The organism is Actinophytocola xanthii (genome assembly GCF_001921205.1).
In the GTDB taxonomy this organism is placed as follows: domain Bacteria; phylum Actinomycetota; class Actinomycetes; order Mycobacteriales; family Pseudonocardiaceae; genus Actinophytocola; species Actinophytocola xanthii.
Window position 1 is genome coordinate 111495 of sequence record NZ_MSIE01000040.1, and the last position, 12713, is coordinate 124207.

At 74.0% G+C, this 12713-nt stretch carries 11 protein-coding genes; 6 read left to right on the plus strand and 5 right to left on the minus strand.

What is annotated here, in order from left to right; all coding sequences use genetic code 11:
* Window positions 1-6: 6 nt before the first annotated feature.
* Window positions 7-1731, minus strand: coding sequence for an ABC transporter substrate-binding protein (locus BU204_RS21750; protein ID WP_075127559.1), 1725 nt, complete (start codon window positions 1729-1731; stop codon window positions 7-9).
* Window positions 1732-1748: 17 nt separating this feature from the next.
* A complete protein-coding gene (locus BU204_RS21755; protein WP_233160450.1) occupies window positions 1749-3653 on the minus strand; it encodes a glycoside hydrolase 5 family protein in 1905 nt (634 codons plus the stop codon).
* Window positions 3654-3893: 240 nt separating this feature from the next.
* Between BU204_RS21755 and BU204_RS21760 the strand changes: the two genes are divergently transcribed.
* The 4 genes from BU204_RS21760 (at window position 3894) to BU204_RS21775 (ending at window position 7177) form a co-directional block, all read left to right on the plus strand.
* Window positions 3894-4769: a TIGR04222 domain-containing membrane protein gene (locus BU204_RS21760; RefSeq protein WP_075127561.1), complete on the plus strand. Its 876-nt coding sequence runs from the start codon at window positions 3894-3896 to the stop codon at window positions 4767-4769.
* A gap of 454 nt (window positions 4770-5223) precedes the next feature.
* Entirely contained in the window at window positions 5224-6051 is an 828-nt protein-coding gene (locus BU204_RS21765) for a TIGR04222 domain-containing membrane protein (protein WP_075127562.1), read from the plus strand.
* On the plus strand, window positions 6051-6857 hold the full coding sequence (locus BU204_RS21770) for a DUF692 domain-containing protein (protein WP_075127563.1): 807 nt from the start codon (window positions 6051-6053) through the stop codon (window positions 6855-6857). The genes BU204_RS21765 and BU204_RS21770 overlap by 1 nt, the downstream gene beginning before the upstream one ends.
* Complete coding sequence (locus tag BU204_RS21775) at window positions 6854-7177, plus strand: hypothetical protein (protein ID WP_075127564.1); 324 nt, start codon at window positions 6854-6856, stop codon at window positions 7175-7177. Before BU204_RS21770 ends, BU204_RS21775 begins: the two co-directional genes overlap by 4 nt.
* Before the next feature lie 152 nt (window positions 7178-7329).
* On the opposite strand, the gene BU204_RS21780 is transcribed toward BU204_RS21775, so the two are convergent.
* Complete coding sequence (locus tag BU204_RS21780; protein ID WP_075127565.1) at window positions 7330-7728, minus strand: VOC family protein; 399 nt, start codon at window positions 7726-7728, stop codon at window positions 7330-7332.
* A gap of 130 nt (window positions 7729-7858) precedes the next feature.
* On the opposite strand from BU204_RS21780, the gene BU204_RS21785 reads away from it, so the two are divergent.
* Complete coding sequence (locus BU204_RS21785; protein WP_075127566.1) at window positions 7859-8572, plus strand: TauD/TfdA family dioxygenase; 714 nt, start codon at window positions 7859-7861, stop codon at window positions 8570-8572.
* Here BU204_RS21785 and BU204_RS39255 read toward each other — a convergent pair.
* Complete coding sequence (locus BU204_RS39255; protein ID WP_143229640.1) at window positions 8565-9167, minus strand: response regulator transcription factor; 603 nt, start codon at window positions 9165-9167, stop codon at window positions 8565-8567. The two genes, BU204_RS21785 and BU204_RS39255, sit on opposite strands and share 8 nt — an antisense overlap.
* Window positions 9164-9799 (minus strand): helix-turn-helix transcriptional regulator, encoded by a 636-nt coding sequence (locus tag BU204_RS39260; protein WP_075127567.1) that lies wholly within the window; start codon window positions 9797-9799, stop codon window positions 9164-9166. The genes BU204_RS39255 and BU204_RS39260 overlap by 4 nt, the downstream gene beginning before the upstream one ends.
* Window positions 9800-10023: 224 nt before the next feature.
* Between BU204_RS39260 and BU204_RS21800 the strand changes: the two genes are divergently transcribed.
* The coding region (locus tag BU204_RS21800; protein ID WP_198942945.1) for a type 2 lanthipeptide synthetase LanM family protein at window positions 10024-12713 on the plus strand (2690 nt) is incomplete at its 3' end.

Below are 12713 nucleotides of genomic sequence, written 5' to 3' on the forward strand. Positions count from 1 at the left end.
CCGACCCTACTGCTGCTCGGCCGGGCGGAGCTCGGCCAGCATCTTGATCGCCCCGCGTTGCAGGTAGCCACGCCACATGGTGGGCACGAGGCGAGGTGCGTCACCGCTGTCCGCCGGCCAGTTGGTCCACACCGAGTTGCTCGCCTGCGACCAGAGGCCGTTGTACCACAACGGGATCATCGGCAGCTCGGTCAGCTGGATCCGGTGCAGCCGCGAGATGACGGCCTTCATTCCCGCCCTGTCGTCGATCTTCGTCGCGTCCAGCTGGTTGACCAGGTCCCACGCCTGCTGGTTCTCGTACCGGCCGTAGTTGACCGTCGTCTGGCTTTCCCGGATCGGCAGCCCGAACACGTACTCCAGGTAGCGCCACGGGGTGTTGTCCATCTGCCGCTGGTTGTCCAGGATGAGGTCGAAGTCGCCGCTCTCCCGGATGTCCTGGACCACGGTGTCGGCCGGAGTCTCCGAGGTGAGGTTGATGCCGGCGGCCTTGGCCCCTTCGGCGATCACCCTGGCCGACTCGTTCCAGTCGGTCCAACCCGACGGGGTGGCGAGGGTCAGCTCGATGGGCGACCCGTCCTTGTTCTCGACCAGCCCGTCGCCGTTGGTGTCGCGGTAGCCGGCCTGCGCGAGGAGCGACTTGGCACGGTTGGTGTCGAACGAGTAGCCGAGCCGGTCGACCTGTGCCTTGTCGATGTACTCGTCCCAGATCGGCAGCAGGCCGGTCGGGTCGGCCGGAGAGACGATCTGTCCGTACACCGAGTTCACGATCTTCCCGACGTCCACCGAGTTCGCCAGCGCCCGCCGGAACGCGGGGTCGTTCAACGGCGCCCTGGTGGTGTTGGGCACCATCCAGGTCGTGTTGGCGGCGAGCATGTACGGGGCCTGGGAGAAGTAGGTGTGGAGCTTGTAGCCGCCCTTCACCAGGTCGGCGATGCCGGGCAGGAAGTTGTTGCTCAGGTCGATCTCGCCCGCCAGCAGCTGGCTGAGTGCGGCCTCGTTGCTCGAGTTGACCAGGTCCACCACGTAGCGCGGCTTGACGTCGAGGCCGAGGGCCTCCTTGCCCCACCAGTCGTCGTTCTTCACCCAGACCTGCCGGTCCTGGTCGTGCGCCTCGTACTTGTACGGCCCGGAACCCACTGGGTTCTCGTTCGCGCCGGCCGTCACGTCCTTCTCGGACCTGTCCTCCCACAGGTGTTTGGGCACGATCGGGCTGAAGTAGACCCAGTTCGCCCACTGCTGGTAGCGCGGCTCGGAGAAGGTGAACCGGGCGGTGCGCTCGTCGACGGCCTCCGCGCTGTCCAGGAACTTCCAGAGCTCGTTGTAGGGCACCGACTTCATCTCACCCAGGTTCACCGTGAACACGACATCCTCGGCGGTGATCGGCTCACCGTCGGTCCAGGTGAGCTCCTCCCGCAAGGTCACCTCGTAGGTGTTGTCGTTGGTCCAGTCGCCGCTCTCGGCGAGCCAGGGCTCGAACTCGCCGGTGAGTGGGTCATGGAGGAACAGCGTCTCGTAGACCAGCCCGACGGTGCCGGTCGCGTAGGTCCAGTTCATGATCGGGTTCCAGTTCACCGGCGCCCCCCACTGCGTGCCGCTGGTGAACAACGTCTGCGCCCTCGGGTAGCTGCCGCCGCCCTCGCCGTCGCCGCCCTCGCCACCGTCCACACCCGTACAGGCGGCCGCCAGGCCGACCGACAGGAGCAGGACCAGATACCTCCACCGGTTCCGCATCGGGTCTCTCCTTCTTTCTACGAGTCGGGGAGCAGGTTGAGCACGCTGACCCCGAAGGGCGGCAGGGTCAGCTCGTCGAGGGGCCGCCAGTCCTCGAGGCCGGCAAGCCCGCCCCGGACCGTCGGCCGGACCGTGAGCGGGTCCGGCGACTGGCTGACCAGCCAGGCGAACCGTCGACCGTCCTCATGGGACAACGTGGCGGCGTGGACGAGCGGGTCGGCCACCGTCACCGGCCGCTCGACCCCGGCCAGCACGGCCAGCGCGTCGTAGACGGCGTGGGTCGGCTCCGGATTCACGCTCGGCAGCGCCGCGGCCATGTGCTCGATCGGGTAGGTACACAGCACCATCCGCCCGCGACCGGTGGTCCGCTCGAGCAGCACCGGGCGGTCGCGGCCGTCGACGGCGAGCACCCGCGCGGAGGTGGGCCGCACCGGGAGGTAGGCCCGGGAGTGCTCGTCGCCGCCGGTGGTGAACCGGAGCGTGGCGCCGGCCGCGATCGGGCCGAGGGCGTCGAGGAAGCGGACGCCGACCTCGTCGTCCTCGATCGGGTCGACCAGTCCGTAGCGGAGCTGGTGCTCGACGCCGAACATCCCGTTGAGGTCGGCGTACCAGGGGCCGCGCTGCACGCCGTTGCCGCCCGGGCTGTAGGAGACGTACACGGTCGCCCCGTCCTGCGCCACCTCGGCGAGCAGGCGCCAGGCTGGCGCGGTGAGCTGTTTGGCCGAGGGGACGAGGTAGAGCGCAAGCCCGTCGGGAATGCCGTCGCGCTCACGCAGCAGCCGCACCGGGAGGTCCGCCGCACGGGTCGCGACGTAGGACTGGCGCAGCACGCCGAACAGGTAGGTGCGGTCGGAGTCCTCGGTGAACGGGTACGCGTGCTCGAGGTAGGACGGGACGAGGAGCCCGACCTGGCCGGGTGCCCTGGTGCACCGGGCGAAGTCCACCCGGTCCAGTACGGACGCGAACTCCCGCACCTCGGCCAGCTGTGGCTTGGGCCGCCCGGTCGAGTCGGTGAGCCCGAAGTGCATCTCGAACGCGTGGTGCCGGTAGGGGTCCTGGTCGTAGAGGTCGTCGTAGTCGGTGTTGTTCCAGGCGATCCAGCCGGTGGCCCCGGCGAGCAGGGAGTTGTGCAGGGTCTGCCGGTAGTAGTGGCGGGCGTGCTCGGCGGAGACGAAGTTGTCGGTGACCCCGAACTCCTCGAGCACCACCGGTCTGTCCATCGTCCCGGCCAGCTCGCAGACGAAGGCCGCCGTCAGGTGCTGGCGGACGATGTCGTTCTCCATGCGGTAGACGTGGGGTCCGACGAAGTCGGTGATGGCGGCGAGGTCCCGCACGGAGAAGCCGTTGTCCACGCCGGTGACCTCGATACCCCAGGCGCCGTCGCCGACCGAGACCGGCTGGGTTCCGCCGCCGGCACGCACTGCCTGCACCACGAGCTCCGCCCAGGCTGTCACCCTGTCTCGCGTGGACGGTTCGCCGTAGATGGGCATCTCGTTGGAGATCAGCCAGGCCGCCACCGCCGGGTGCTCGTGGAACCGGGCGGTCAGCTCGCGGACGTACCAGGCCTGCCTCGCCACCATCCACACGTCGGCGTAGAGGTCACGGCCCCGGCGCCAGGCCGGGTCCCAGTTCTCGCCCGACATGTGTCCGACGACGAAGGTGGGGATGGTCCGCATGCCGAGCTCGTGGTGGCGGTCGAGGAAGTCCGCGTAGCGGCGCACCAGCTCCGGGTCGATCCGGTCCGGGGCCGGCATGAAGTCGGGCCAGAAGAAGAACGATCGGGTGAGGTTCATGCCGTGCTCGCGCAGGACCTGGAGTTCGTCGCGGACCAGCGCGGGGTCGTACTGGCGCCACATCAGCGGCCCCCCGGCCCGCGACCAGAAGTTGGCCCCGAGCCACGGCCGGCCCTCGATCAGCAGCACCAGTGCCTCCCGCCTCCTCGCGCCAACTGAACCGGATCAGTTTTCGGCGGTGAGGATCAGAGAATCGGGGATCACCATAGCGCGGTTTCCGCAGCTCGAACAGCAGATCTTGGCTGTCTCGCCAGCTTATCGATCTTTAGTGAAGCGGTTCAGTGATCGCTTTCGGATATCGTCACCTGGAACATTCCGGCTCCCGAACGAGATGCGCCGAGTCACAATGAGCCGGGGAAGGGAGCGGTCATGGACCATCTGTGGGGGATCTCCGGGCCGGCGTTTCTGGGGCTTTACACGGCCGGTCTCGCGCTGGCGCTCGCGGCGGCGGCCGCGGTCCGTTCGGCGGTGCGTCGCCCGCCGGCGCCCGACCCGGCGCCGACGCTCGACGAGCTGGACCTGGCCTTCCTGGCCGGCGGTCCCAAGCGGGTGATCGAGACGGTCGTCGCGCGGCTCGTGGACAGCGGCAGGCTGCGCACCAGCCGCGCCGGGACGCTCACGACCACGACCGACGAGCGCGGGACCAATCCGCTGGACCAGCTCGTCATGGAGCGGGTCGGCCGCGGTGGGGCGGGCGTGGGCACCCTGGTGGGTGCGTACGCCGGGTCCGGCGTGGTCCGCCTGAGAGGCGACCGGCTGGCCGCGAACGGCCTGCTGGTGTCGCCCTCGGCCGCGGCCCGGGCGCGCCGACGCGCCGTGCGAGGACTGTGGGTGGTGCTGGCCGTGGGAGCGCTGCGCTGGTTTGTCGCGCTCGGCGAGCGCCTCCCGATCGGCTTCCTGACCGTGCTGTTGGCGGCCACGGTCGTCGCGATCGTCGCCGTGCGGTCCAGGCAGGTGCCGCCGCGCACCGTGCACGGGGACCAGGCCCTCGCGTCGGCCGAGGAGCGGGGGCCGGTCGTACGCGTCGCGTTGCACGGGCTCTCGGCGTACCCGGACCGGGAGGTCCGCGGCGCGTTGCTGGCCTCGGCCGGCGTCGCGTCCGTCGCGGCCTGGAGCTACGGCGGCGCTGTCGGCGGCGCCTACGTCGGCGACACCGGCGGTTCGGGGGGCGGTGGGGGCGACGGGGGATCCAGCTGCGGCAGCGGCGGCTGTGGCGGCGGGTGCGGCGGCTGCGGGGGCGGGTGACTGGTGCTCAGGCGATGAGCGAGCTGCTCCTCCCCTGGTGTGAGGGCTCCCTCGGCCGGGGATGGTCTAACGCCGCATCGCCGGCCTCAAGAGCGCCTGCGGCGTCGCTGCGCGATGGCTTCGCCACTCTTGACCCCGACGCTGCGGCGCTAGGGACGGCCTGTGCGAGGGAGCCGGGGGAGTGTAGGGAGGCTGCCTAGTTCTCCCCTCTGCTCCCTCATACAGGCCGTCTCGTAGCTCCGGGGGATCGGTGTCAAGGGGCGAGCGAAGCGAGCTCGCGTCAGCGACGCCGTCAGGCGCCCTTTACACCGATGGCCCGGAGTACGACGATTTCCGGCCGAGGGAGCGGGGACGTGCAGGGAGCTTTCCTTGTTCCCATGGTGCGGATGATCCCCATCCCGCCCCGATCGACCTTCCGCGCTGGCAGAATGGAGATCTCGGGGAGGAGGCTCGAATGGGCGAGCTGTGGGAGATCTCGGGCTCGGCGTTCCTCGTGCTCTACGCCGTCGGTGTCGCACTGGGTGTGGCGGTGGTGCTCGCCGCCCGGTGGGCGGCGCGACGGCCGCCGAAGCCGGATGCGCCGCCGCGAGTCGACGAGTTCGATCTGGCTTTCCTCGCCGGTGGCCCGGACCGGATGGTCCGCACGGCCGTCGCCGAGCTCGTGCGTACGGGCAGGCTGCGGGTGAACCGCGCCGGCCGGCTCAGCGCCACCACGGACGAGGACCCGTCCCACCCGCTGGAGAGTCTGGTGCTGCGCCACGTCGGCGGCGGGGGGACGAACGCCCAGGCCGTGGTCCGCGCCTGCGTCGCGAGCGACGCCATCCGGGAGACCAGTGACCGGCTGACCGCGAGCGGGCTGCTGACGTCTCCCGCCGCGGCCAAGCGGGCCCGATGGCTTGCCCCGCTGGGGCTCTGGGCGGTGGTGGCGGTGGGCGCGGTGCGGTGGAACGTCGACATCACCGAGGGCGCCGCGGTCAGCTTCCTGCCCCTGCTGCTCGTCGGCAGCGTCGTGGCGGCCGTCGCCCTGATGAGAAGGCCCCTGCTGCGGCTCACCGCGGCCGGCGAGCGCGTCCTCGACTCGGTGGACGACGAGGGTGAGTTCGTGCGGGTCGCGCTGCGCGGGCTTTCCGCGGTGTCGGACCCGGAGATCCGCCGGCTGCTCGCGCCGCCGGTGGGCCGCGCTCCCGCCGCACGCTCCACCTACGGGACCGGGGCCTGCGGCACGGGCGCGTCCTGCGGCGCGCACGCCGCCGGGTGCGGTAGCGGGGGTGGGGGCAGCTGATGGGACTTCCGACCCTCGGGGTGGGGATCGGCTGGCGGTCCGAGATCGACCTGACCGTGGAGCGCCTGCCCGGTGTGGACTTCGTCGAGGTGCTCGCCGAGAACGTGTCGCCGGACCCGCTGCCGGAGTCGCTGCGGGTGCTGCGCGGCCGGGGCGTTCCCGTTGTGGCGCACGCGGTCTCGCTCTCGCTCGGCGGGGCGGAACCGGTGGACCCGCGGCGGGTGGCACACCTGGCGGCGGTGGCCGAGGCGGTGGACGCGCCCCTGGTGAGCGAGCATGTGGCGTTCACCGGGGCCGGCGGGCTGGACTCCGGGCACCTGCTCCCGCTGCCGCGCACCCGCGAGGCGCTGGACGTGTTGGTGCGCAACGTGCGGGCGGCCCAACAGGACCTGCCGGTGCCGCTGGCGCTGGAGAACATCGCCGCGCTGCTGGAGTGGCCGGACGGGGAGCTGTCGGAGGGGCGGTTCCTCGCCGAGCTGGTCGAGCGCACCGACTGCTGGCTGCTGGTGGATGTGGCGAACCTCCACGCCAACGCGACGAACCTCGGCACCGAGCCGGGCCGGTTCCTCGACGAGCTACCCCTGGAACGCCTGGCCTACGTGCACGTCGCCGGCGGCGTCCGCCACGGCGACCTCTACCACGACACGCACGCCCACGCGGTGCCCCCGGAGGTGCTGGAGGTGCTCGGCGAGCTCTGCTCCCGCGTGTCCCCGCCCGGCGTCCTCCTGGAACGCGACGACGCCTACCCACCCGACGCCGAGCTGGCCGCCGAGCTGGCGGCGATCCGCGCCGTCGTTTCCCGATGACCGACCTCGCCGCCCGACAGGCGGAGCTGGTCCGAGCACTGCTGGCCGACGGCCCGGTCCCCGCCGGCTTCGACCCCGACCGCGTCCGGGCGGAGGCGGCGGCACTCCTGGCCAAGCGCCGCGGCGTCGCCGCCCGCCTACGCCCCGACCTGGCCGCGACCCTGGGGGACCGCTTCCGCCCCCTGTTCGACACGTGGGCCCGGGAGAACCCGCGCCGCGCCGGTGAGTCGTTCCGAGCCGACCTGGACGCCTTCGCCCGCTGGTTACAGGAGCGGGAGCGCCAGGAGCGGGAGCGACGGAGCGGACACCGTCTGGACTGAGGAGCGCCCGCAGGCGCGCCAGCGCCGAGGACGCGACGAGGGAAGACGGTGTCTAAGCGCAGTCGCGGGAGCGACCATCAAACACAGCGAGGACGCGACGAGGGAAGACGGTGTCCGAGCGCAGTCGCGGGAGCGACCATCAAACACAGCGACTACCGGGCGCTGGACGCGGTTCGCTCCGCGGCGCTGGTCTCCAGGCAGAACTCGTTGCCCGCCGGGTCGGCGAAGACCACCCAGCCACGGCTGCCGGAGGTGCGGCGGTCGTCGACGATCGTCGCGCCGAGTTCGAGGACCCTGGCTACCTCGTCGTCGCGGCGTTGGCTGGGTTCGAGGTCGAGGTGGACGCGGTTCTTCACCGTCTTGCCGTCGGGGACGCGGACGAACAGCAGTGTGGGGTGACCCTCCGGGGCGTCCAGCGCCACCTCGTCGTCACCGGGCGCGTCCGCCGGGTGGACCGGCAGGCCGAGCACCCTGCCCCAGAACTCGCAGAGGTCGTACGGTTCGTGCGGGGGCGCGGTGTCGAAGGTGATGTGTCTGACAACAGAGGTCACTCGACGACTGTAGTGCCAGTTCGGCCGGCGAGTGCGGTCGGCGGACGCCCGCGGCCGCGGTGGGCCGGCTGCCCGAACGACTGCTCGAAGTTCTCTCCCGCCCGGGCCGGCGGCGCGACAGGCTGGACGGGTGAGCTCGTCCCCGTCCGCCCCGCTGGCACCGCCGGAGCGCGACCCGGCGCTACCGCGCGTGCTGCCCGCGGCGACCGCCGGTACCGCCGCCGCGGCCTACCTCGCCGTCGCCGGGTGGACGGTGCGCCAGCGGCTGCACGAGTGCGGTGCAGTGGTGCTGCGCGGGTTCGAGGTGGACCTGGCGAGGGTGGTGCGGGCGCTGTCCGGGTCGGCCGCGGGCACCGTCGTCCGGGGGCAGGTTCCCGACCCGCAGCCCCGCTACGTCGAGGTCCTCCCCCACCACGTCGGCGCCGAGGCCGACACCTGGCCGGCGACCCTGCTCCTGCACTACGTGCACGCCCCGGAGGCCGGTGGGGCGACGACCCTGGTCGACACCCGCCGGGTCCTGCGCTCGATCGACCCGGACGTGCGCGAGGAGTTCGCCCGGCGCGGGTGGCTCGGCGCCGGGCGGCGGCACCGCGCGGTCCACCTCCACCCGGAGACCGGGGAGGCCGTCTGGTTCAACGGCGTGCTCACCAGCCCGTACTTCGGTGACGGCGAACCGGTGCCCGGCGACGTGCTCGCCCACCTCCGGGACGGCTACCGCGCGGCGTCGCGCCGCTTCGTGCCCCGGCGCAACGACGTGCTGCTGGTCGACAACATGCTCGTGGCGCACGGCCGGGAGCCGTACACCGGCCGACGGGTGGTCGCGGCGGCGGAGACGGTCAGATGAGCCCGGCGCGGACCGCGCGCGCCACCGCGTGTGACCGGTTGCGGACCTGCAACCGGGCCATCAGGTCGTAGATGACGTTCTTGACGGTGTGCGCCGAGCACGACAGCGCCCGGGCGATCGCGGCGTTCCCGTGCCCCTCCGCGACCAGCTCGAGGACGGCGGTCTGCCGCGCGGTCAACGGCGAGAGCACCGCCGGCGGCGGCGGGGCGGGACGGTCCAGCAGCGCGAGCAACACCGCGTGCGGCAGCCGGCCCTCCCCCCGGGCGGCCGCCCGGACCGCGGCCGCCAGCCGGGCCGGGTCCGCGGTCGACTCGAGCAGGGCGAGCGCACCCGCCCGCACCGCGCGCAGCACCTCACCGGCCTCGACGCTGTCGGCGACCACCACCAGCCGACACCTCCCGCACCGGCAGGTGAACGGGCGCGCTGCCAGCGCCTCCCCCACCGTCCTGCCCACCGCGACGACCACCACCCCGGCCCCGGGCCGCCCAACCAGCGGCAACCCGGCTTCCGCCAGCCGCCCCGCCACCACGTCCCCCACCCCAGCCGCACGAGCGGCCACGAACACCGAGTGGACGGCCTCCTCCAGGTGGGTCACAGGAGGCCCTCCCGGAGCGTGAAGGCGACGGCGTGGGCCCGGTTGCGCAGGCGGAAACGACGGGTGATGCCGTGCACGACGCCGGTCACCGTGCGGGTCGAGTAGCAGAGGCGCCTGGCGATCTCGCCGGTCTCGTGCCCCTCGGCCACCAGCCGCAGCACCGCACGCTCCCGCTCGGTCAACACGCTCCCCCGCGGCCCGGCGGAACCGTCGGCCCCCTCCCGTACGCTGGAAACCGGGGGCCGGAGGCCAACCCCCCACCCCACCAGCTCCTCGAGCATCCCCGCCGACATCGCGCAGTCGCCCCCGGCCGCGGCCAGCACGGCCCCGCCCAGCCGCGCCGCGCTCGCCTCGCCCGTGCGCAGCAGCCCGCTGACCCCCGCCGCGACCGCCCGCCGGGCCTCGGCCGGCGACAGCTCCGGGGCCACCAGCACGACCCGCGGCCGGTGCCGCGCCCCCAGCGTGGCGGTGACGAGCCCCAGCGCACCGTCGCCCATCCGGTCGACCACGACCACCGCCACCTGGGCGGGCTCCTCCGGCGAGGTCGGCTCGACCTCCGGACACGCGCGCAGCGCCTCGGCCACGGGGGTTCCCAGCACCGGGTCCAGCGCGACAACCTCCGCCCGCACCATCGCCCGCCTCCGCTCTCCGCTCCGGCGGCCCAGCGTGGCGCGCGCTCCCGCGCCCGCGCATCCGGTCGTGTCCCCCACATTTCCGCCAGGACGGCGACCAGCACGCATCCGACGCCGACCAGGCACGACACCCGCGCGCCCCCGGCGCCGCGGCATGGTCGATCGCAAATGTGGGTGCCCAGTACCCATGACCGCCGTCGCGCCGGTCTGGCACCGTGCCGGTGGTGAGCCCAGCCACGCGGACCGCGGCCGTCACGGGGACGGCGGGGGCGGGCCTGGCGGACCCCGCGTGGTGGGCCCCGGGCGTCGCCCTGCACGAGCGGGGCGATCCGGCCGTCCCTGGCGCGGTGGACGGCCGGGGGTCGGTCGGTGACCCGGCCGGCAACTCCAGGGACCCCGCGTTCGCCGCACGCCTGAGCGACCTCGGCGTGGCGGACACGGCGTCCGGCGGGTCGCCGGCCGACCTCGCCCGGCGGCTTCCCCGCCCGGCCTGGGCCGCGCTCGCCGAGCGCGCGGTCCGCGCCGCCCGACCGCTCGAGACCCATCCGCCGGAGCCGCGGCGGGTGGACTGGCGCTTCGCCTTCGCCCGGGTGCTGGACCCCTTCGTGGCCGAGGCGGCGACCGCGATCCGGGCCGGGACGCCAGGCAGCGAGCACGTCGACCTGGACCGGGTGGCCGAGGGTGTCGGTGCCGCCCTGGGCTCCTGGCTGGTCGACATCGCCGTCCGCACGCTGGTCACCGAGCTGCACCGCTGGCGCGCCGAGGACCGGCTGGACGGCGACGACGGGCGGGCCCGCTTCGACGACTTCGTCCGGCAGCTGACCACGCCACCCGGTCTCGGCGAGGTGCTCGGCCGGTACCCGGTGCTGGCCAGGCTGCTCGCCCAGGCCACGAGCGGCACGGTCGCGGCGACGCTCGAGCTGCTGGCCCGGTTCGGCGAGGACCGCGCGGAGCTGGTGCGGACGCTGCTCGGCGGCACCGACCCCGGCGCCCTGGTCGCCCTGCACGGGGCACGCGGCGACCGGCACGCCGGCGGCCGCTCGGTGACGCTGCTCGAGTTCGCCGGCGGTGCCCTCGTCGTCTACAAGCCCCGCGACCTCGCGCCCCAGGTGTGCTTCACCCGCTTCCTGGACCGGCTGGAGGGCCTCGCGCCCGGCCTGTTCCCGCGCTCGCCCGCGCTGCTCGCCCGCCCCGGCTACGGCTGGTCGGAGCACGTCCCGGCCCGGCCGCTGACCGACCGCGCCGGAGCCGACCGGTTCTACCGGCGCCAGGGTGCCCTGCTCGCGCTGCTGCACGGCCTGCGGGCGACCGACGTGCACTACGAGAACCTCATCGCGCACGGCGACCAGCCGGTGCTGGTCGACGTGGAGACGCTGTTCCAGCCGGACCTCTCGCCCGCCGGCCCGGGGGACCCGGCCGCCGACGCGCTGGCCGCCTCGGTGCACCGCACCGCGCTGCTGCCGCTGGTGACCGTCGGCGAGCAGGGCATGGCCGACCTGTCCGGCCTCGGCGGCGACCCGGGCCACTCGCCCTCCTCGGTCGTGGACTGGCTCGACCCGGGCACCGACCGGATGCGGCTGACCCGCCGCACCGCACGCATGGCGGGCGCGGCGAACCGGCCTCGGCTGGACGGCCGCGAGGTCGACCCCGCCAACCACGAGCAGGCGCTGCTCGCGGGGTTCCGGCAGGCCTACGACACCATCGCGGCGCACCGCGGGGAGCTCGCCGAGCTGGCGGCGGAGCACGCGGACCTGCGGGTGCGCGTGGTCACCCGACCGACCTGGGTGTACGGAACGCTGCTGGACGAGACGACCCACCCCGACGTGCTGGCGGACGCGCTCGACCGCGACCGGGCCCTGGCCGTGCTCCACCAGGGCCGTACCGGCGAGCCGCTGGTGGCACAGCTGCTGGCACACGAGGTGGCCGCGCTGTGGGCAGGCGACGTTCCGCTGTTCACCGCGGGGGTCGGCGACGGCCGGCTGCGCACCGCGGAAGGCGCGCCGCTGCCGGTCCCGCTGCCGAGGACGGGTCTGGCCGCGGCGCGGGAGACGCTGGCCGGCCTGGGTGAGGTCGACCGGCGCGACCAGGAGTGGGTCGTCTCGGCGACCCTGGCCACCCGCCGCCGCGCCGGCGCTCATCCGGTCGCCGCACCGGTCGCCGCCGAGGGCGCGGCGGCGCATCCCGACGAGCTGCTGGCCGCGGCGTGCGCGGTGGCCGACCGGCTCGTCGCGGGCGGGCTGGCGGCCGACGGGCGGGTGAACTGGCTGGGCCTGGAGGTGGTCGAGCGGCGGCAGTGGCTGGTCCTGCCGCTGGGGGCGAGCCTGGGCAGCGGGTACCTCGGGGTCGCCGTGTTCCTGGCCCAGCTCGCCGCGCTCACCGGCATCGGCCGCTACGCCGACCAGGCACACCGCGCCGTCGGCGACACCCCCGCGCTGGTGCACCTGCTCGCCACCCGCCCGGACCTGGTGACCGCGATCGGCTGCGGCGGGCTGCACGGCCTGGGCGGCATCGCCTTCGGCCTGGCCCGGCTGGGTTCCCTGCTCGACGACCAGGGCCTGCGGGAGGCCGCCGCGGCCGCGGTTCCGCTGGCCGTCTCGGCGGCGACCCCGGCCGCGGAGGCCGGCTGGGCGGGTGGGCTGGCGGGCTGCCTCGCCGCGCTGAGCGCGGTGGGCGCCGAGCTGGACCTGGACATCACCGCCGGCGCCGACCGGTGCGCCACCGAGCTCACCGGCCGGGTCGACCGGGCGCTGGAACCGGTCGCCGACGACGGGGCGGGCTTCGGCGACGGCCTGGCGGGGGTCGGGTGGGCGCTGTCCACGTTCGGTCCCGACCCGGTCCACCGCGCGGCCGGGCAGCGGGCGGTCACGAGGGCCGCGGCCGGCGGCACCGACGAGCCGGGGTGGTGCCGGGGGCG

Excerpts from the sequence above, each read along its gene's own strand:
- BU204_RS39260 (WP_075127567.1), bottom strand. The coding sequence starts at position 9,799 with ATGGTGCGGGCGGAGGTTGTCGCGCTGGACCCGGTGCTGGGAACCCCC.
- BU204_RS21770 (WP_075127563.1), top strand. The coding sequence starts at position 6,051 with ATGGGACTTCCGACCCTCGGGGTGGGGATCGGCTGGCGGTCCGAGATC.
- BU204_RS21760 (WP_075127561.1), top strand. The coding sequence starts at position 3,894 with ATGGACCATCTGTGGGGGATCTCCGGGCCGGCGTTTCTGGGGCTTTAC.
- BU204_RS21765 (WP_075127562.1), top strand. The coding sequence starts at position 5,224 with ATGGGCGAGCTGTGGGAGATCTCGGGCTCGGCGTTCCTCGTGCTCTAC.
- BU204_RS21750 (WP_075127559.1), bottom strand. The coding sequence starts at position 1,731 with ATGCGGAACCGGTGGAGGTATCTGGTCCTGCTCCTGTCGGTCGGCCTG.
- BU204_RS21775 (WP_075127564.1), top strand. The coding sequence starts at position 6,854 with ATGACCGACCTCGCCGCCCGACAGGCGGAGCTGGTCCGAGCACTGCTG.